The organism is Ruegeria sp. H8 (assembly GCF_056532905.1).
The window spans coordinates 258171-277676 of sequence record NZ_JBQFNY010000002.1; the positions used below are offsets into that span (position 1 = coordinate 258171).

Consider the following 19506-nt stretch of genomic DNA (forward strand, 5'->3'; position numbering starts at 1 on the left):
AAACCCAGGAGCATTGAAATGACACGTATTCGCAAAGCCGTTTTTCCGGTCGCTGGATTGGGCACAAGGTTTCTGCCCGCGACCAAATCGGTGACCAAGGAGATGTTGCCACTGATTGACCGGCCGTTGATCCAATATGCGGTCGACGAGGCCCGCTCGGCCGGAATTGATGAGTTCATCTTTGTCACCTCAACCGGCCAATCGACGCTTGAGTCTTACTTCGGGTGCAACTCGGTGCTGGAGCGCAAGCTGAAAGATGGGGGCAAAACCAGCCTGCTAAACCGCTTGCGCCAAACGAACCTTGAGGATGAGACATACAGCTTTATCCAACAAGACAGCCCCCGCGGATTGGGTCATGCTGTATCTTTGGCGCGCGATGTCGTCGGTAATGAACCCTTTGCGGTGATCCTGCCGGATGATGTGATCCACGCGCAGCGCTCGGTTCTGGCGCAAATGGTAAAGAACTTTGAAGGCAGCCACATGATCGCGACCCAAGCCGTTCCGTCCGATCGGATAAGTGCCTATGGCGTAGTCGATATCGCGCAGAAATCAGGGCAGGTACAGCACTTGCGGGGTTTGGTTGAAAAGCCTTCCGCCGATCAGGCTCCGTCAGAGTTTGGTATTGTCGGGCGGTATCTGCTGCAACCTACGATCTTTGATCGTTTAGATGGCCTGGCACCCGGCGCGGGCAACGAAATCCAACTGACGGATGCGATCGCGGCGGATATCGAAGGGGTGGGATGCAATGGCTTTGCCTTTCACGGAGAGCGCTTCGATTGTGGTTCGGTCGCAGGATACCTTGAAGCAACCACTGTCTTTGCGTTGGAGCGTGCCGAGCTGCGAGACGGTTTCCAATCCATGTTGCGTCAGCGCATGAACCTCCTTTCTGTCGCCGCATGAGATCCAGGCACCTATCCGTTCGGATAGGTGCTTATCCCCATGCCCATCTGTCGCCGCCGACCTCTTTCTGGTTTCTTGGGGTCAAAGAGATGGAGATTAAGATGCGTCTGTTTTTTGCGATCATTGCAGCGGCTTTCACCTTTTGCCTTACGTCTGCTCAGGCCAAGGAACTGGTGACCCCGACAGGGGAGGTCGTCTTGACCATTTCCGGCAACATCGCGCAAGCCGGACCCGATGGAACGGCGCAGTTTGATATGGAAATGCTGCAAGCACTGCCGCAACGCAGCTTTGAAACCTCGACGATCTGGACCGAAGGCAACGCCAGTTTTGTCGGCGTCCCTCTGTCGGTCTTGATAAAACGGGTCGGGGCAGAGGGCTCTGCGATCCGGGCAACGGCGATCAACGATTATGCGGTTGAGATCCCTGCGGACTCAATCTCGGCGCAGGATCCGATTGTCGCCTATGAGATGGACGGCGCGGCGATGTCCCGACGGCAGAAGGGGCCGCTTTGGATTGTTTATCCGTATGACAGTGACACCAAGTACCAGACCGAGGTGATCTACTCTCGCAGTATTTGGCAACTCGACAGGTTGGAGATCGTTAAATAGCGTGGGGTTACAATAAAGTGTGAAGTGGTTGTTGCAGGCGAAACATTGACAAGAGAATTCCAAAACCACTCGCGACGCCGGTGGGCCTTCTGGCTCATCGGTATCGCCGTTTTATGCGCCCTTGTTTTGGTCGTCTTGCTGTCGGTCAAGGTGATGTCCGACCTGCGCGACCGGCAGTCTGCCCGAACCGACAACGTCCAATGGACGCTGACGCAAGTTGAAGTTGAGTTCCTGTCCTATCTCAACGCGCTTGAGGCAGGTGTATCGGATGCGGAGTCAAAGCAAGAAACCCTGGACATTGTCCGCCGCCGTTTCGACCTTTTTTACAGCCGCATCGATATTCTGAGTACCTCGCGTCTGTTTGAAACGCTGCGTGCTGATCCGAAATTCGCCGAGCCTCTGGCGCAGGTTTCTGATTATCTTGAAGCATCGGTTCCCACAATCGATGCGGCAGATGCGAAACTGAAAACCGGGTTGCCTGATCTCTATCAAGGCGCCCGAGAAATATCTACGCAGGTGCGTGAGCTTTCGGTCTCTGCGATCTCTTACTTTGCAAGCCAGTCAGATCAGCGCCGTGAGGAAACCGCGCTAAGCCTGTTTCAACTGGCCATTTTGTCCGGTGGGTTGTTCCTGACTCTCGCCGCAGTCAGCGCCTATCTTTTGGCGGTCAACCGCAAGGCCGAAAGGCGCGGGCGGGCGATCCGGCAGGCCAACCAACGTATGAATACGATCCTCTCGACCTCATTGGATGCAGTCATCGTGGTGGATGCCGCCGGCAAAGTGCTGGAGTTCAACGCTGCTGCACAAGCGATTTTTGGATATTCCGAGGATGAGGCCAAAGGGCATTTGATCGGTGATCTGATCGTGCCCGCGCATCTTCGCGACGCTCATACCGCCGGAATGGAACGTATGCAGCGCGGAGGTGATCGCCACGTCGTTGGCAAGGGCCGTGTTCAGCTTGAGGCGATGCGCAAAAACGGTGATGTCTTTCCTGTCGAACTCGCCTTGCAATCCGCCCAGGCAGGCGACGAAGAAATTGTCATCGGCTTTGTCCGCGATATCTCGCAAAGCGTGGCGGATCAGAAAGAGCTTGTCTCGGCCCGCGACCGCGCCCTTGCCGGGGAAAAGGCCAAGTCGGATTTCCTGACCGTCATGAGCCATGAGATCAGGACACCGTTGAACGGGTTGCTGGGCAATCTGACCCTGCTCAAAAACACACGCACGACCAGGCAGCAATCCCAGTTTGTCCGCAACATGGAGATCTCGGGACAGATTCTGCAAAACCATGTGGATGCGGTGCTGGATATCGCCCGGTTTGAGGCCGGTAAGCTGTCTATTGCGCGTGAACCGACTGACCTGAATGCGATGCTGCAGGACTTGGTGGATGGCCAAAGCGGCAATGCGGCCTCGCGCGGCAACTCGATTTCGTGGCAATGGGTGGGCGGAGCGTTTCCGAATGTCGCAACTGACGCACAGAGGCTACGGCAAATTTTGCTGAACTTAGTAGGCAATGCGATCAAGTTCACCGAAAACGGCCGAATATCGATTGAGGTTGAAAGATGTGAAGCTGCGGATCAGGGAAAGGCACATATCTACGAAGTGCGTGTGATCGATACCGGGGTTGGCATCGCCGAGGATGAAATCGCCACCATTTTTGATGACTTCTACACCAGCGATCCCTCAATCGGTCGCACGGCCGGAGGGACCGGGCTTGGCCTGGGGATCGCCCGTCGGTTCGCGCAGGCGATGGGTGGCGAGCTTGGGGCAGAAAGCACATTGGGCGCCGGCAGCGTTTTCTGGTTGCGGTTGCCATTGCAGTCGTCGGCGCCCGACCAGTTGCTTGACGCTGCTCAAATCAGTACCAAGACCGTTCGCCCCCTGAACCTGCTGGTTGTCGAAGACAACGAGATCAACCTCGAGGTTATCTGCAACATGCTGGCGCTGGACGGTCACTGTGTGACGACAGCAAAAAACGGGCAGGTCGGCGTCGAAAAGGCCAAGGGACAGCGCTTTGACGCGATCCTGATGGATATCAGTATGCCAGTGATGGATGGGCCAACCGCTGCGCATCATATTCGTAACGGTCAGGGGCAATCGGCAGATGTGCCGATTATTGCGGTGTCGGCCAACGTTCTTCCAGACGCAGTTGAGGCCTTTCGCGCCGCTGGAATGACGGCTTTCATCGGCAAGCCAATTTCTATTGACGCACTGCGCAGGGCGCTTTCGATGGTAACGCAACCCGAGATGCAGGTTTCGCAGAGTGCGCAGCCTGATCCATTGGCAGAATTGAAAGACAGCGTCGGGCCTGAAGTCTTTGCCCGCCTTCATGCCCAGTTTATTGCCGAAGGGGATGAGTTCATTGGATGGCTCGAAACCCGAGCATTTGATCGGTCAGATTCGAATGAGCTCGCACGGGCCTGCCACAAACTGGCCGGTAGTGCGGCGACCTTCGGAGCGGAAGAGTTTCGAGAGGCGTTAGTTGCGGTAGAGATTGCAGCAAAAGAACACAAAGACATCACTGACAAGCTCGCTGCAGTCTCCACCGCTTGGGAGCGGGCGAAATCATCGCCCGCTCGGGATTGATTTACGGGGCCAGCAGCGCCGCAGCACCGACGATACCAACCGCACGGGCAACCTCGGTCAAGCCGGTCACCTTACTGTCGTAGCAGGCAATGGCATCACCCGGCAGAACATAGGGGTCATAATCATCCCGATCCCCGCGCCGCAGCAGTTTTTCGATATTGCGTTCAATGACGATCGAGTTGCCTGTCATTGGGTTGCGGGTGAACAGGACCGCGCTGCGATTGGCATTGGTGGTCTTGGCTCCGCCGACGCAGTTGGTGTCGACAACTGCCTGAAGATAGCGCGTGCCATAGGGAACTTCGCGCACGTCGCGTCCGATGGCCGATTCCGCGTTTCCGGTGGCTGGTTGAGTGAGGTTTGACATGTACAGCGTTACACCGGGCGGGCTGATCGGACTGGGACGCATCAAGTCATCCTGGAAACATTCCCGGCTGTTGACCACGATCTTGTCCCCGGTCAGCAGCATAATGTCGGTCGGGTCGGTGCCTTCGAACACACCGCGCAGATCCATACGATAGATCGTGCCATGACGGTGCAGTTCGACCGCTGACAGATCAGCATCCGGGCGTACGCCTCCAGCGGAACGAATGGCAACCGACAGGTTGCGCGCCTCGGTCGAGGCCCCCAACACACCCTGACGTCCTCGATCCAGCGCGTCGCCGGGGATGCCTCCGATCTCAACCGAGTGGGGTTCAAACACTGCACCTTGCACGCCGACAGTAACCGAGGCGAAGTCGCTAATGCGCGCCGTTACGCGCGGCGTGCTGTCATAGAACTGCGCCTCCACCAGAACACGGGCCACATCCCGCTCCACCTGCTCGGTTGTTCGACCCTGCGCGCGCACCGGTGGCAGGTAGGGCAGCTTCAGGTCGCCATCGCGAGACACAACGTAGGTGTCGCTGAGAAGTTCGTCACCGTCGATTGTGATCTGCACCATGTCATTGCGCGAAAGCTTTTCGCCCAACAGCGGACGAAGAGCAGGCTGTGACCATTTGGCAAAGGCGCTTGCGCCTTGATCCCCGGCCTGAGACCGACATGCGCGCCCGTTCATATGCTCCGATTGCAGCAAAGGCGCGTTTGCAAGGCGCCGCGATGGGGACCGGTACTGCGCTTGATAGCTTTCGCCTTTCGCGACGGATTCGATGTTGCGCGGGGTCTTCATGCTACTACAGCCCGACAGAGCAATTGCGCTGACGGTTCCTAAAACCAAAACTTTGAAATGTCGTATCATTTTCAACTCTCCTGAACTGCATCCACAGCTACAGCAGTGCTTTCCTATGTGTCAGACCGGCATCGGGATTGCCGCCTATCCCATTCGGATAGGTCGCTCACCGGATGGTTCGTTCGGCTGTCCACCCGCGTCTGGGACAGAGACTTCGCCGCCAATTAAAACTGAGCTCAACACTGTTTTTGGACATCTGGTGAGATGACTCAGCGATTGGCACATTCCGGTTTCTTGCAGCACCTGCTGGCTTACGCGGCGTCTGAAGTTGCGGCAAAAGCCTCGCGTCTTGTTGTGGTCGTCGTAGTGGCCCGCAATCTCAGCCCCGAGGCGATCGGTCTGGCTGCTGCTGCCCTTGCGGCGGGGGATATCCTCAAGGCGCTCACCGAGAACGGTGTAGTTCAAAGGATCATCCAAGCCCCGCGGGCCGAGCTGGAACAGCGTTGCAACTCCGCAAATCGTATTTTCTGGGGCTGGTGTGGAGGGCTATTTCTGCTGCAGCTGACTATCGCTGCGGTCCTCTACGCGATGGGGCATCAGACTTTGGCGCTGCTTCTCGCCATTCTGGCCGGAGAATATCTGTTTATGCCTGCAGGTTTGGTGCAGGCTGCGCTTGCGATGCGCGAAGGCAAGCTGCAACAGACTGCCGCCATTGCTGGAGGACAGGTGGTTGGTGCGAATGTCATGGCGGCCCTGCTGGCGCTGCTCTGGGCATCGCCGCTGGCCTTGGTGCTGCCCCGGTTGTTGGCCGCCCCGATCTGGCTGGTCATGATGCGCCGCCTGCGCCCCTGGGCGTCGGACGCGGAACACGGGTTTGCCGCCCTGCGTCCCTTTGTTGGTTTCGGCTGGGCCGTTCTGGGGGTCGAGATTGTCAAAGTTCTGCGTCTACAGGCCGACAAACTTGTTGTCGGTGTGATGCTTGGGGCTGAAAGCCTTGGCATCTACTTCATGGCTTTCAACGCCGGGCTCGGTTTGGCGACTTCTTTCACGCAGGCTTTCTCGGTTGTTCTGTTCCCACACCTTTGCGCGGCTGAGGACAAGACTAAGGCGCTGCGTCATGGGCTCGGCACGTCCCTCCTGGTGCTGAGCCCGCTTGTTCTGCTGCAAGCTGCACTTGCGCCGGTCTATGTGCCACTGCTGCTGGGCGCAGAGTGGCAGCAGATCTCACCGGTGGTCACTGTTCTTTGCCTTGCGGCTTTGCCCAGTGTCATCTGGTCCGCCGTGGCCGGCTGGCTGCGGTCCGAGAACCGCGCGATCACAGAGCTGCGGGTAAGCGCTGCACTTGCTTTTGCGCTGATCCTCAACACTGCGGTCATGGCTCCTTTCGGGCTGATGCCGGTGGCGTTCGGATACCTGCTGACCAGTACTGTCCTGATGCTTACGGCTTCTTGGGTGCTGCTGCCTCGGGATCACAAAACAACAGAAAGGTTCGGCTTCCAATGACCCGCTTTACCATCATCATTCCGTTTCACAGCGATGCGGACACAATAGCATACACGCTGACCAGCATTCGCACGCAAAGCTTTCCGAATTGGGAGGCGATCTGCGTCGGCGACCGTCCCTCGAAGGCATGTTTGTCTGTGGTGCTGGATCACATCGAGCAAGACCCACGCATCCGGGTCGCTGGCAGCCCGCTCGATGGCCCAAGTGCGGCCCGCAACTATGGGGCCGAGCTGGCCAAAGGTGACATACTGGCGTTCTGTGATGCAGACGATCTGTGGCACAAGGACAAGCTGGCGCAGCTAAACGAAGCCTTCCAACCCGCCTCTACGGATGCAGTCTTTGGGCAGATCCGGTTCTTCGCCGATCAGCCCGGAGATTCTCAGACGTGCTCGACCGTTCCTGACGCACCACTGACCATTCAGGACCTGTTGGCCGAGAACCTGGTCTGCACCATGTCAAATCTTTCGATCCGCCGCGACGTCTTCAACGCGATCGGCGGCTTGGACGCAAGAACGGTGCATAACGAAGACTTGGAACTGTTGATCCGCCTCGCAGGTGAGGGCTTTACCATCAAAGGCGTCGATCGGTTTCAGGTCTGGTATCGCACCAATGCCGGTGGATTGTCCTCGAACCTTAATGCAATGCGCGCTGGGCGGGCCTACGCGGTAAAAACTGCTGCGTCATATGGCGTTTTCCCGTCGCGGTCGTCCGAGGCCGTCTACTTGCGCTATCTCGCGCGCCGGGCATTGCGATTGGGGCATCAGAGCCAGGCTCTGTCCTATACACGCAACGGCCTGGGTTTGCATGCGCGTAGTTTCCTGCTGCCTCTGCGCCGGGGTCTGCCCACCGCGGCAGGGGCAACACTGGCCCCGATCCTGCCGCAAGTGATCAAACGCACGTTGTTTTCATGAGAATTCTGAAGGAGATCACCATGCCCACCGCATCTATCGTCGTACCTGCCTACAATGCCGAAACTACTTTGGCCGAAACACTCGCCTCGCTGCAGGCGCAGACCCATGACGATTTTGAAATTATCATCGTCGACGACGGATCCCAGGATACAACCCCGACGATTGCCCGCGCGCATCAAAGCGACCCGCGCGTACGACTTGTTCAGCAGGCCAATCGAGGGCTGGCGGGCGCCAGAAACACCGGCATCGCTGCCGCGTGCGGAACGTTCATCGGCTTTTGCGATGCCGACGATCTGTGGATGCCCGAGAAGCTTGCGGCTCATATTCACCATCTCAAGAAAGAGCCGGACGTGGGGATAAGTTACTCCGGCAGTGCCTTGATCGACGAGGCGGGGTGTATGATAGGGATCAAACAAACACCCCGCCTGAAGAATGTGACCGCAGCCCATGTTCTGAACCGTAACCCGATTGGCAATGGATCGGCGGCCGTTATTCGTAAGACTGTGCTTGAGGCTCTGGCCTATCGCCCGACTTTTGAGACCGAGCGGGATTGGGTCTTCGATGAGACCTTCAGGCAGTCCGAAGACATCGAATGCTGGATGCGGCTGATGTTGACGACCGACTGGCAGATCGAAGGCGTTCCGGGGCTTATGACCCACTACCGGATCAGCGCGGGCGGGCTGTCGGCGGCTTTGGATCGTCAACTGGAGGCGTGGGATAGGATGGTCGCGAAACTACGTCCGCTTGACCCTGAATTCTTCGCCCGGCACGAACACTCGGCCCGTGCTTATCAGCTGCGCTATCTGGCACGGCGGGCCATCACCAACCTCGACCGCAACATAGCTTGGGAGTTGTCTGAGCGCAGCTTCAACGAAAGCCTCCGCCCCGTGCTGGAAGAACCTTTGAAGTCGTTCAGTACTTTCGCCGCAGCCATTGTTTTGAAAACGTTTGGACCCGGCCCGATCAATCGAGTTGGGCAAATGAAATCCAAGCTTCTGTCGATCTAAGAAGGGCATCATCATGAAAAAGAAAAAGATTCTCCATCTGGTTGACGACACGACGGCGGGCGGAGTTATGCGGATGCTCGACCATCTTATGACGCAACCCGATCTGTCCGAGGCGGTTGAGCAAAAAGTTTTGAAGGTCAAACGTACCGCGTTTTCTTGGGGCAAACTGAAGGCGGATGTCATTGTATCCCATGTCGTGCCAAGCTGGAGAAGCCTGCCAGCGTTCTCAGCCCTTCGTGCCTTGCATGTCGACACAGAACTGGTCCATGTCGAGCACAGCTATACCCGGGCGTTCACCACCCTAAACGTCCCGCATAAACGTCGGTTTTTTGCGATGCTTCGCGTGATCTATTCCTTATTTGATAAGGTTGTCGCGGTCAGCCATACGCAGTCGGAATGGATCAAGGAACGTCGTCTGACAGAGCCGGAAAAGCTGGCCGTTGTTCCTCCCACCGTTGATCTTGAGCAGTTGGCTCGCAATACGACGCCCCCCAGATCCACGACCAAAATCGGTGCCATCGGGCGTCTGGAGCGGCAGAAAGGCTTTGACATCCTGATTCAGGGTTTCCGATCAACCTGCACGCCAGAGGCGCGTTTGTTGATCTTTGGTGAAGGCAGTCAGCGATCATACCTTGAAGAGCTGGCAGAGGGTGATCCGCGCATTGAATTTCGGGGCTACGTGGATGACCCAGCAGAGGCCTATCAAGCAGTCGATATCGTCGCGATCCCGTCGCGGTGGGAGGCGTATGGGCTTGTGCTGGACGAAGCGCTTGCAGCACAGCGGAACGTGATAGCCAGTAAAGTTGATGGCTTACGTGACCGTGAGGGAGATACGAGAGTCTCTTTCTGTAACCTTGACCCTCATGAATGGGGGCGTGCGATCAATGAATTCCTGTTTTCTGGCGGTATTGAGATAAGCAGCTGAAACAAAGCCTGAAATATAAATTTTTTGGGTTTCAACTGTTTTGGCATTCGAGGTTACAATAAATTTTTGAAGACAGAGGGGAAAATTCTGAAGTTTCAGCGATGGAAATTGGATGGTTTAGGTTTTGGGTTCGATCACCATTGGTACATGATTGTCTCAAATGATACGCAAGCCTGGCGAACAAACGCTCAGCCTGCTTGAGGGGTGCCAGGGGGTGAGTAAGACGGGTTCGACTGCCTCGCCGAGTACGAAACCAATCATAGTTTGATAGTATTGTCGTGGCGCCGAATGCGTTGAGCAAACGAATCTTTTTGCGACTAAGCTTGCGCAGTGGTCGCCATTTGGTCGCCACACAATCATTTTACCACCAAATGCGTCGCGATTTTCTGAGAAGATGGTGCTGCTGGAGAGAATTGAACTCTCGACCTCTCCCTTACCAAGGAAACGCAACGCGGCAGTGTCTGCAACTACATGCACTGCCGTGCACCGTCATCAACAAGCACTACTCCGCACGAGAACTCGCTTGTTTTTCAGTGGGTTGAGTGTCGCATACAGAACAGTAGAGTGCAACAGCCAACATGTCTTGCAACCGATGAAGGTGATGCGCTTGTGTAGCCAGTTTGTGCTTCGTTGTAATGACAAGAGTGACGACCGAGTGACGGCGAGTACACGTGATGTGTCGCAGTCAATGTGAGAATGGGACAAAACAAACGCCGATGCGATGTGTGCTGACAGTGTCAGAAGGTGCGCGACCTACGTTGCCGAATGAGCACCACCTGCCTTCTACATGACAACTCCCCCGCCCAAAACCAAAACGCCGGTATGAGTTGAACGCGACTGTCGGCGGGATGTCGGTCGTACCGCCCACTGGCAAAAAAAATGGAGTGCTTCAAGAGAACTCGAATGGCAATTTCTCGAAACAACTTGGCTCGTTTTCCAAAGCACTGTCCATCTGAAGCCCACATCTCTGTTTCGAGGATCGAAGCCGGTCTGTACTGAAAAGTGCTCGGTAATTCTGGTTGCTCAAAAGTGTTTTTGTCTACGCGTGCCGAGACTGACTGTGCCGGGTTTCAAATTGACGCCTTGCATCTCGTGGGCGCTCGAAAAAGAAGCGGAGTTTTTGAAATGACAAGCGCAGTTCTTCCATTTGTAGTCATACTTGCCATACCTCTGATGATTGGATTTGTTTTCCGAGACCTTCAAGCGAAGTGGGTAGGATTTGTTTTTGCGGGCCTTGTTGCCGCATCAAGCGCAGCCAATCATTTTGTTCTCCGGTCGCTTGAGTACTCCGGCGCACGTGGAAGTGTTCCAACGGACGAATGGTTGATCGGAATGATTGTCGCCGCTGGCTTCTGGGGAGTTGTGGGGTACGGGGTCACGAAACTCGGTAGCAAACTACGGTATGCTCAGGACGAACGGCGCAGTTCGAACACCGAAGATCACAGTGGTGCTTCTGTCCAATCCGATCACGGTCAAGACTACCTCGCGTCTCAAGCGAAAGAGATGAACGATCCAGCCTACAAATACATCCCGAAGTCCAAGAACCCCAATGCCCGAGCAGAGCAAAGAAAGGCGCAAAAACTGTCAGATGCAGAAAGTGAGCGTCAAAAACGCGACCCTGCATACAAGTACATCCCGAAGCCACGAGGTGCGTAATGGAGACACGATCCATTCCGTTGATTGTCAGTGTGGCGATTGCATTTGCAATTGCCTCCTCGCAACCAGCAGCAGCAAACTGGGTTTCGAGGCTCGCAAACAAGCTTGCAAATGAAGCCGTGGAGAACGTTCCGAATGCGACCGGTCATGCAGGGCGCGCAGCTGGTAGACGTTCCGGCCAAACTCAAGACGAGCACAGTGAAACGGATGCTGAAATTCACAACAGTGGTCCGGTTTCACAGTATGTCAGCGAGGAACATGGTTTCCGCTTCAATTTCCCGAGCAACTGGAAAATTGTGAGTGGCGGCATACCCGGTACTGAAGTCATGCTGGTGTCTGGCAGTGCTTCCGGTCTGAGTTGCAACGTAGTTTTGCAGTACATACCCGCTTTGGAAGGCATGCATCGAAAGGAGCTGGATGACGTGATCTCGAAGGAGGCATACTCCGCCGAATACTGGTCCGAATTCTTCGCAATGTACGAAAATGTACACATCAAAGAACATGATCTGGGAATGATGGCAGGAAGCAAGGCGCAATACGCTTTGGTTGATGTCGTTCACAATTCAATTGGAAAGTCCGAGCGACTTACAATTCTGCAGGCCGTTACCTACCAATCAGGCAAAGCCACATGGGTTGGTTGCTCCGCGCGTTCCGATCATTGGGAAGGCGTGTCAGACATTGCGCTGCTCCCATTTCGTACATTCATTGTAGAGTAATGCTCCAACGAGAACTGAAGAACGCTCTGCGTCGTCGCCGGATCAAGCATTAATGTTCCGTAAAATTCACTTAAAGGTAATTTTTTGAATTGACAGAGCGTGATGTGATATGTAACTCACCTTTCAGCGGTAGCGAAAACTGTCGTTGAGCAAAGGAAAAAGATGCATGTTCCGGACCGATCAAGTTGGCTTCACGCAAGCGCCGCACTCGAACCACTCGAGTTTGAGGGACTGCTGCGGCCCCGCCGAAGAGTTTGGGCGAGCGCCGAATTCTTGCTTGTCTTTGAAGCCATGCGTGGGTGGCCGATGGATCTGGATCGCTACGAAAGCCCTCGAAAACAGACCGAGGCGATGCTGCGCGAGTATTCAGAGGGTCAACGTAGAATGGTTGATGGATACGACTTCAAAAGACTTCGCAGGCCGCCGGAGGCTGTCTACGAATTTCGCCCGAGGGACGTTCGGATCTTTGGTGCAATGGTCTCAAAAGGAGAATTCTGCGCGGTTGCAGCCATGCCCAAGAGCGAACTTCGAAATGCCCAAAGCTACCAACCATTCATTGAAAAGACTGTTGAGTTCATTCGTGCGCTGGCCATCTTGCCGCCACGCTTTCATGACAGCCGCTTTGATGACGTAATGGATCACTGAAACGTAGAGAAAACTGATGAAGATCGAAACAGACAAAAACTCAACGGTGTTCCTGGACTTGTCGAAGCAAGTCGTAGGCGACATGCGGACACGAGTTGAAGAAAGCGGACGCACACATGCAGCTCTTGCTGACATTTTGCATGTGGATCGGTCCGCAATTTCCAAAACACTGAACGAAAATACAAACTTGACCCTACGTAAGATTGCGGAAATTGCGGCTGCGACTGGATCACGCTGTTACTTCCGCATGACACGCAACTCCAACCTGGAGAAAGGCAGCGATGCGATCGCGATGATGGCAACGTCATCCCAATCCGATCCTGCCCAAACCGACAAAGGGTTCAATCAAACTGGGCTTCGCAAGCGCGCAGCGGCCTACGTCAAGCAATTGCTTCGTGAAGGAACATTTTTGGACGCTGATGATTACTACGTCGGGCTCCCCGATGATCAAGAAGCTGTAGATGGTTGGCTGGAAGGTGACGTAGAGAGGGACGGAGATGCTTTCATTCTCATTTCACCAAAAGACGAAAAGCACCAGGCAAGCGTAGCGGATCTTGCAATTACGTTCGACTTTGCATTCTCTGACGGTTTCGCAGAGGTTGAATGGTCACTGATTGACCGCTACGGTTCTGAATACTTCAGAAGCCGTGATCTCCGTCAGGTCGCGCAACTTGCGTTGATTGTACTCTCGCGCGGCGGCTTCAAAAACTGACGCCTTCGAAAATTTGAACCAACACTCGCTCTTTGTGTGGGCACTGATTGAACATGACCAGAACAACAGAAGCATTCGCGAGAGCCAAGATTGACGCATTGCTGCGCGATGCCGATTGGAACCTCACAGATGGAACCAGCGTTCATTTCGAGTACACACTGAGCGACGGCACACGCGCCGACTACGTACTTTGCGATCGCAGCGGTCGCCCGCTTGCCGTACTTGAAGCAAAGCGCGCATCCGTCGATCCCATTGCAGCGCAAGATCAGGGCAAGGCATACGCAGAACTGCTCGATGTGCCGTTCGTGTTTCTCTCAAACGGCGAAGAAGTCTGGTTCTTTGATCACACCGTTGATGCACACGCGCGCAAGGTAGCAACTGTGTTTGGTCAGGAAGACCTTGAGCGTCGCACCGCGAGCCTCAGAGTGCGCCGTGACCTCATTTCCGTGCCGACCGACACCTCAATTGCGGGCGGGGGCGGACGTACTTACCAGCTTGATTGTATTGACGCTCTTTGCAGCAAAATCGCACTGGGACGGCGCAAGTTGCTTGTCGAAATGGCGACAGGCACAGGCAAGACGCGAACCGCTGCCGCTTTCATCAAACGCCTGTTCGAAGCTGGGTACGTGACGCGCGTCCTTTTTCTTGTTGATCGCATCACCCTCGCGTCGCAAACAGAAGACGCGTTCACCGACTACCTCACCGATTACCCGTGTCAGATTTTGCGCGCCGGTCGCGGCTTTGACCACGCGAAGCGGATCACAATCTCGACCTTGCAGACGATGATCAACGAGTACGATCAGCTTTCGTCAGGATACTTCGACCTGATCATCACTGACGAGTGCCACAGATCAATCTACGGAAAATGGAGCGGTGTGCTCCGACACTTCGACGGTATCCAGTTGGGTCTGACCGCGACGCCCTGCACGGTCGATCCTGAGGACATGCCCGACCCCGAAGACGGTTTGTTCGTCCGCGATACGTTGCGGTTCTTCGAAGTTGATCGCCCGACGTTCCGGTACACACTCAGCGAAGCCGTAGAAGACGGCAATCTCGTGCCGTATCGCATCTACAAAGCAATGACCGTCAAAACGGCTGCGGACGACGGGTTCAAAGTACATCGCGCCGAACTTGATTGGTCTGCAATGGATGCGGATACAACTGCCGAATTTGAAGAGTTGTTTGCGGAAGGTGATCCGATCACCGTCCACCCGAACGCATTGGAGCGAAAGTTCACAATACCCGAGCGCAACAGGGCGCTGGTTCGTGAGTTTCGCCAAACCGTCGAGAATGGGTTCAGAGGTAGCGATGGCGTCATGCGATACCCAGCAGATGGCAAAACCATCGTGTTTGCCGTTACCAAACGCCACGCAGAAACGCTGGCGACGATGTTCGACGATCACTTTGCGGACAAGAAACCCAATCCAACCACCCGCTACGCCGACTTTGTCGTGAGTGACCTCGGTGGCGGTCCATCACCTGACGCCTCAACCATCATCAAACGGTTCAAGGAAGAAGAGTTCCCGAAAATACTTGTCAGCGTGAACATGCTCGACACTGGCTTCGACTGCCCTGAAGTCGTCAACCTCGTGATGGCGCGTTTCACACAAAGCGCGATCTTGTATCAACAGATGCGTGGACGCGGCACTCGTACGGCACCACACATCTACAAAGCCAGCTTCACGATGTTCGATTTCGTCGGCGTGACAGACTTCCACGGTGACGATGATGAGAACATTCAAGGCGGCGTCACTGGAACCTCGAAACCGACTACCGGACCGGTTACACCGAACTCGTTGCTGAACCTCGACGTGAACGACCACATCGACCCTGCATCCCGCGATTGGGTGACCCTTGACGAGAACGGACGCATCATACGCACTGACGAACACGAAGCCGCCGCCGCAGCACTGGGATTGAGGTTTGAAGCGTGGTTCGAAGCACAATCATTCGATGCCGAACAAGAAAGATGGGCCCGTCTGATTGAGAGCCGCGCCAAGGCGAACGCCATGTCGACCGATGGTTTCTGGGACTACGATTTCGACGACCCGCCATTCATGGGATTGGGTGGATACGATCAAGCCGTACGTGTCTTCGGCGGACAAGACGCTCTCGACTACGTGCTCGGCAGTCTCAACATCGCGTTGTTCGACGAGACGTCCGAAGTCATTGCAGCCGGAGATACAAGCTCCGCTGTCCTTCACTGAGGAGATTTGAACCATTGGATGGAATTGACGAGTACAAAGAGCGAGAGTTCGAGTGGGCGGTCGGGACCGCGCTTGTCAACGAATACTCACTTTCCGCGCAGCACAAAGATGAAGCACTGACTGAAATTGCCGAGGACTTGGTCGATGTTGCTTGGGAGTTCATTTGCGCAACTTTCGAAGACAACGGTTTGCCGTATCCAGATCGCACGGATCTCACAAAGGCAGTCGTACTCGCACTTACCCAAGAGCGCGAAGAGATTGCGCAATTTCCAGAAGATCACTCGTAGAAAGTTGACACGAAATGCCACTCAGCCCCGAACTCAGACAGAGCCTTGACCAAATCCGCGACCAGATGTGGGCGGGCGGTTACCCAAACCCTGCACAGAACGCCGAACAACTCAGCTTTCTGATCTTCTTCTACATGTTCGAGGCCGCCGACGCGGCGCGGATCAGAGCGGCACGTCGCCCCGGCGCTGAGCCTTACACAAGTGCCTTTGACGGTCAGTGGATGTTGAAGAACCCGCTCAACGCGAAGGATCGCGGCGCTGAGAACGTCTCGAAAGACCTTCTACGTTGGTCGAATTGGGCGAACGCGCTGAACGGCGAACGGCTCGTCACTTGGGTGCGCGATGAGGTCTTCCCTTTCTACGCTGAGATTGCTGCGCAGGGCGTTACCAACTTCATGGACGGCGCACGTCTTGGGATTGATGACCCTACCGTGCTTGCGCAAGTTCTCAGCCGCATCAACGGCCTCCACCTTGAGACGATGGATGCCGACACCAAGGGTGATCTGTTCGAGCACGTACTGCGCCAAATCAAGCAAGCGGGTGAACTTGGACAGTTCCGTACGCCACGTCATGTGATCCGAACCATTGTTGAGATGGTTGATCCTCGCATCGGTGAAACCGTGTATGACCCTGCTGCTGGCACAGCAGGTTTTCTTGTCGCTGCGTACGATCACATTCGTCTCGCCAATTCATCGGACAGCGGTGCGCAAGAAACTGTTGTCGACGGAAAAACCATACAACGCGGCCTTGGTGATCAGCTCAGCCGTGACGCATTCAATCAACTCCAATCTGCTACCTTCTACGGCAATGATGTGGACCCGCAGATGGTCCGACTTGCCACAATGAACCTGTTTCTTCGCGGCTTGGACAAGGTGCGCATACTTCGGCGTGACGCTCTCACGCGTACACTGAACCGTGCAGAAAAAACTGAAATGGGATTACCCACCGACGGCTTCGATGTGGTGCTTGCCAACCCTCCGTTTTCCGGCCGTCTCGACAAAGACCGCATCGTCGAGGATGTGAAGGTCGGCACCACTACGCAGACAGAACTACTGTTCTTGCAATACATGCTGAACCAGATGAAGCCATGTGGCCGTTGCGGCGTCATCGTGCCCGAAGGTGTCTTGTTCGGCTCGACTGGTGCACACAAGGAACTGCGCCGCAAGCTGATTGAGAACAACACTGTTGAGGCGGTGCTGTCGCTGCCCGGTGGCGTTTTCAACCCATACTCTGGCGTAAAGACATCGGTGCTGATCTTCCGCAAGGGTGGAACAACGGAACGCGTGATGTTCCTGCACGCAGACAATGACGGCTACAAGCTGGACGCCAACCACGACACGCCGATCGATGCAGATGATTTGCCCATGCTCGCAAAAGCGTATTTGGAACGTGACGCGAACTGGGAGAAGTGGGAGGCGCGGGAAGAAGGCGTCGAGTGGAGCGAACAGTGGTGGTTCGCGGACACGGACGCCCTGCGAGACGCCGAGTTCAACCTGAGCGCTGGACGGTATCGTCCGCAAAGCCGCGCGCAGGTGGAGCACCGCGATCCAATTGAAATTCTGGACGAGTTGAAAGTAATTGAACGCAAGATTTTGGAGGAACTGGACGAGTTGAGTGACGCAGTGCGGGAGGCGATTGTTTGATGCCTGGACACCCCTCACTACCTCTCGGCGACGTCTGCGAGATTGTCGGCGGTGGAACTCCGAAACGAAAGAACCCCGAATACTTCGGGGGTGAAATACCATGGGCCACGCCAACCGACGTAACTGCGTTGGATGATCTACCACTCACAGCCACCAAGGAAATGATTACTGAACTCGGCTTGCAAGAGAGCAGTGCGCGTCTGTTGCCTACTGGCACGGTGTTGATGACAAGTCGCGCAACGATTGGTTACACGGCAATCGCTCAAGCACCAACTGCAACAAACCAAGGTTTTGCAAACTTGATTTGTTCGGATCGTTTGCTGCCGGAGTACGTAGCACGATGGTTGCCAACGCAACGCGATCGTTTGCTTCAAGTGGCTGGTGGCACAACGTTCAAGGAAATCTCCAAAGGTGAACTCAAGAAAATCACCATTCCGGTCCCACCGATCGACGAACAACGCCGCATCGTCGACATCCTGAACCGCGCGGCGAGCATCGAGCGGCTGCGCGCTCAAGCCAATGCTCACCTGCATGACCTGATCCCCGCGTTGTTCATCAAGATGTTCGGTGACCCCATCGACAATCCAATGGGATGGAATGTCGACGACTTGGGAAATCACATCTCTGGTGGCCCCCAAAACGGTCTCTACCGACCAAAGAGTGACTACGGCGAAGGAACGCGAATACTTCGAATTGATGGTTTTTACGAAGGTAGAACCGTCGAACAAGACAAGTGGCAACGCCTCAGGCTCGATGAGGAAGCCATTGAAAGATACGCACTCAAAAAAGATGACATCGTAATCAACCGCGTCAACAGTCGCCCCTACTTGGGGAAGTCGACCATCATACCCAAGCTTGAAGAACCTTCTGTCTTTGAAAGCAACATGATGCGGTTTTCTGCGAATTCTCAAAGCCTTCTGCCGCAGTTCTTGATTGAGCAGTTGCAGCTCAATTCAATGCGCGATTTACTCCGCAAGAACGCCAAGGATGCAATCAATCAGTCGAGCATCAACCAAACGGACGTGCGTACACTCGCAATCATTGTGCCACCCGTTACCCAACAAGCGAAGTTTGTCGAACTGATTTCGAGTGCAGCTGAGTTCGACGGAGTGTTCAATTCAGCCGGCGAGTTGGCGAAGGAACTTGGCTCGTCTTTGATGGAGCACGCTTTCGGGAGCCGCAATTGATTGAGTTTGCTTTCAAACCCGAGTGGATCAGCGCCATCTCATCGGCAATCTCGGCACTTGCAGTCAGCCTTGGTCTGTTTTTCGGTTACAAGCAGATCAGCCTCTGGCGCACAGAAGCGCGTGATCGTCGGCGCGCTGAGGTGGCTGAGGACTTGATGGCAGAAGCGCAAAACGCGGTCGATGCCATTCAGTCGCTGCGGTCGCCGATGGCACGCGTTCCCAAAGAAAATGCCTCTGATCCCGGGTATACTTACAAGCAACGTTGGGAAAGGTTGGCGGAACGAAGTGAGGTGTTCGAAAACCTGCGGCATGCGCAAGTCAGGGCGAAAGTCGTTTTGCAGAGCGATGACCTTGAAAGTGACATCGATGAGATTTTCAAGCTTCGAGTTGAGCTACTGACTACCTTGGAAATGCTGTTTGAAATGTCATCCTACGAAGACCTCACGAAGGAGGAAACTGAACAGAAAACTGCAATGAGAAGAAAGGCGTTCAGTCACAGAAAGAATGATGATTTTGGCAAGAAACTGGATGACACGCTGACAAGTATCGAAACCAGTCTTGGTCCTGTAGCGCGCCTCGAAAACAAGCGAGGAAAAGCGCGGTAGCCCATCCCAACTCAAGTCACGAAGCGCCACCAAGACCATACAAACCTGCGTAGGAGTGTGGCGAAGCAGAGTAGGTTCGGTGCAAGCGTTCGGCTGCTCGCCAGTTTTGGTCCAACCACTCCGCCAACATGATGGCCGCACTGTACCGCCCAGTCGCCTGTAACCAAATCGCCGCATCCCGTAAAGAAATCACAACACGATTGTTCGATACGCGTCGCGCAGGTGGACCCTTTCCGCGAAGACGCGACA

17 protein-coding genes are annotated in these 19506 nt (G+C 55.1%); 16 read left to right on the forward strand and 1 reads right to left on the reverse strand.

The features are described 5' to 3' along the window. Positions 1–18: 18 nt before the first annotated feature. From ACR0A2_RS07635 to ACR0A2_RS07645, 3 genes are all read left to right on the forward strand, one after another. Positions 19–900, forward strand: a complete 882-nt coding sequence (locus ACR0A2_RS07635) for a UTP--glucose-1-phosphate uridylyltransferase (protein WP_480834636.1) — start codon at positions 19–21, stop codon at positions 898–900. 101 nt (positions 901–1001) lie between these two features. Next, positions 1002–1508: a putative pterin-binding protein gene (locus ACR0A2_RS07640; RefSeq protein ID WP_480445946.1), complete on the forward strand. Its 507-nt coding sequence runs from the start codon at positions 1002–1004 to the stop codon at positions 1506–1508. A 45-nt stretch (positions 1509–1553) separates the two neighbouring features. Further along, a complete protein-coding gene (locus ACR0A2_RS07645; RefSeq protein WP_480834637.1) occupies positions 1554–4091 on the forward strand; it encodes an ATP-binding protein in 2538 nt (845 codons plus the stop codon). A 1-nt stretch (position 4092) separates the two neighbouring features. Here ACR0A2_RS07645 and ACR0A2_RS07650 read toward each other — a convergent pair whose 3' ends face one another. Further along, positions 4093–5322: a polysaccharide biosynthesis/export family protein gene (locus ACR0A2_RS07650; RefSeq protein WP_480834638.1), complete on the reverse strand. Its 1230-nt coding sequence runs from the start codon at positions 5320–5322 to the stop codon at positions 4093–4095. 195 nt (positions 5323–5517) lie between these two features. Between ACR0A2_RS07650 and ACR0A2_RS07655 the strand changes: the two genes are divergently transcribed. The 13 genes from ACR0A2_RS07655 to ACR0A2_RS07715 all read left to right on the forward strand — a co-directional run bounded on the left by ACR0A2_RS07655 (position 5518) and on the right by ACR0A2_RS07715 (position 19257). Then, positions 5518–6756: an oligosaccharide flippase family protein gene (locus tag ACR0A2_RS07655; RefSeq protein ID WP_480834639.1), complete on the forward strand. Its 1239-nt coding sequence runs from the start codon at positions 5518–5520 to the stop codon at positions 6754–6756. Next, entirely contained in the window at positions 6753–7667 is a 915-nt protein-coding gene (locus ACR0A2_RS07660; RefSeq protein WP_480834640.1) for a glycosyltransferase family 2 protein, read from the forward strand. Before ACR0A2_RS07655 ends, ACR0A2_RS07660 begins: the two co-directional genes overlap by 4 nt. Further along, on the forward strand, positions 7664–8674 hold the full coding sequence (locus ACR0A2_RS07665) for a glycosyltransferase family 2 protein (protein ID WP_480834641.1): 1011 nt from the start codon (positions 7664–7666) through the stop codon (positions 8672–8674). Before ACR0A2_RS07660 ends, ACR0A2_RS07665 begins: the two co-directional genes overlap by 4 nt. Positions 8675–8687: 13 nt before the next feature. Next, positions 8688–9599 (forward strand): glycosyltransferase family 4 protein, encoded by a 912-nt coding sequence (locus tag ACR0A2_RS07670; RefSeq protein ID WP_480834642.1) that lies wholly within the window; start codon positions 8688–8690, stop codon positions 9597–9599. 1125 nt (positions 9600–10724) lie between these two features. Beyond that, positions 10725–11255, forward strand: coding sequence for a hypothetical protein (locus ACR0A2_RS07675; RefSeq protein ID WP_480834643.1), 531 nt, complete (start codon positions 10725–10727; stop codon positions 11253–11255). Continuing rightward, positions 11255–11971, forward strand: coding sequence for a hypothetical protein (locus ACR0A2_RS07680; RefSeq protein WP_480834644.1), 717 nt, complete (start codon positions 11255–11257; stop codon positions 11969–11971). The genes ACR0A2_RS07675 and ACR0A2_RS07680 overlap by 1 nt, the downstream gene beginning before the upstream one ends. Before the next feature lie 306 nt (positions 11972–12277). Further along, entirely contained in the window at positions 12278–12616 is a 339-nt protein-coding gene (locus tag ACR0A2_RS07685) for a hypothetical protein (RefSeq protein ID WP_480834645.1), read from the forward strand. 16 nt (positions 12617–12632) lie between these two features. Then, positions 12633–13328 carry a helix-turn-helix domain-containing protein gene (locus ACR0A2_RS07690; protein WP_480834646.1) on the forward strand — a complete coding sequence of 232 codons (696 nt, stop codon included), beginning with the start codon at positions 12633–12635 and terminating at the stop codon, positions 13326–13328. Between the two features lie 53 nt (positions 13329–13381). Beyond that, positions 13382–15535, forward strand: a complete 2154-nt coding sequence (locus ACR0A2_RS07695) for a DEAD/DEAH box helicase family protein (RefSeq protein ID WP_480834647.1) — start codon at positions 13382–13384, stop codon at positions 15533–15535. A gap of 14 nt (positions 15536–15549) precedes the next feature. Beyond that, positions 15550–15822: a hypothetical protein gene (locus ACR0A2_RS07700; protein ID WP_480834648.1), complete on the forward strand. Its 273-nt coding sequence runs from the start codon at positions 15550–15552 to the stop codon at positions 15820–15822. A 14-nt stretch (positions 15823–15836) separates the two neighbouring features. After that, positions 15837–17465 carry an HsdM family class I SAM-dependent methyltransferase gene (locus ACR0A2_RS07705; protein ID WP_480834649.1) on the forward strand — a complete coding sequence of 543 codons (1629 nt, stop codon included), beginning with the start codon at positions 15837–15839 and terminating at the stop codon, positions 17463–17465. Continuing rightward, entirely contained in the window at positions 17465–18652 is a 1188-nt protein-coding gene (locus tag ACR0A2_RS07710) for a restriction endonuclease subunit S (RefSeq protein ID WP_480834650.1), read from the forward strand. Before ACR0A2_RS07705 ends, ACR0A2_RS07710 begins: the two co-directional genes overlap by 1 nt. Beyond that, complete coding sequence (locus tag ACR0A2_RS07715) at positions 18649–19257, forward strand: hypothetical protein (protein ID WP_480834651.1); 609 nt, start codon at positions 18649–18651, stop codon at positions 19255–19257. The genes ACR0A2_RS07710 and ACR0A2_RS07715 overlap by 4 nt, the downstream gene beginning before the upstream one ends. Positions 19258–19506: the final 249 nt, after the last annotated feature.

Bases quoted from the DNA above. Each gene is read 5' to 3' on its own strand.
- ACR0A2_RS07665 (WP_480834641.1), top strand. From the start codon at position 7,664: ATGAGAATTCTGAAGGAGATCACCATGCCCACCGCATCTATCGTCGTA.
- ACR0A2_RS07675 (WP_480834643.1), top strand. From the start codon at position 10,725: ATGACAAGCGCAGTTCTTCCATTTGTAGTCATACTTGCCATACCTCTG.
- ACR0A2_RS07650 (WP_480834638.1), bottom strand. From the start codon at position 5,322: ATGATACGACATTTCAAAGTTTTGGTTTTAGGAACCGTCAGCGCAATT.
- ACR0A2_RS07680 (WP_480834644.1), top strand. From the start codon at position 11,255: ATGGAGACACGATCCATTCCGTTGATTGTCAGTGTGGCGATTGCATTT.
- ACR0A2_RS07655 (WP_480834639.1), top strand. From the start codon at position 5,518: ATGACTCAGCGATTGGCACATTCCGGTTTCTTGCAGCACCTGCTGGCT.
- ACR0A2_RS07685 (WP_480834645.1), top strand. From the start codon at position 12,278: ATGGATCTGGATCGCTACGAAAGCCCTCGAAAACAGACCGAGGCGATG.
- ACR0A2_RS07710 (WP_480834650.1), top strand. From the start codon at position 17,465: ATGCCTGGACACCCCTCACTACCTCTCGGCGACGTCTGCGAGATTGTC.
- ACR0A2_RS07695 (WP_480834647.1), top strand. From the start codon at position 13,382: ATGACCAGAACAACAGAAGCATTCGCGAGAGCCAAGATTGACGCATTG.
- ACR0A2_RS07640 (WP_480445946.1), top strand. From the start codon at position 1,002: ATGCGTCTGTTTTTTGCGATCATTGCAGCGGCTTTCACCTTTTGCCTT.
- ACR0A2_RS07660 (WP_480834640.1), top strand. From the start codon at position 6,753: ATGACCCGCTTTACCATCATCATTCCGTTTCACAGCGATGCGGACACA.
- ACR0A2_RS07705 (WP_480834649.1), top strand. From the start codon at position 15,837: ATGCCACTCAGCCCCGAACTCAGACAGAGCCTTGACCAAATCCGCGAC.
- ACR0A2_RS07690 (WP_480834646.1), top strand. From the start codon at position 12,633: ATGAAGATCGAAACAGACAAAAACTCAACGGTGTTCCTGGACTTGTCG.
- ACR0A2_RS07670 (WP_480834642.1), top strand. From the start codon at position 8,688: ATGAAAAAGAAAAAGATTCTCCATCTGGTTGACGACACGACGGCGGGC.
- ACR0A2_RS07635 (WP_480834636.1), top strand. From the start codon at position 19: ATGACACGTATTCGCAAAGCCGTTTTTCCGGTCGCTGGATTGGGCACA.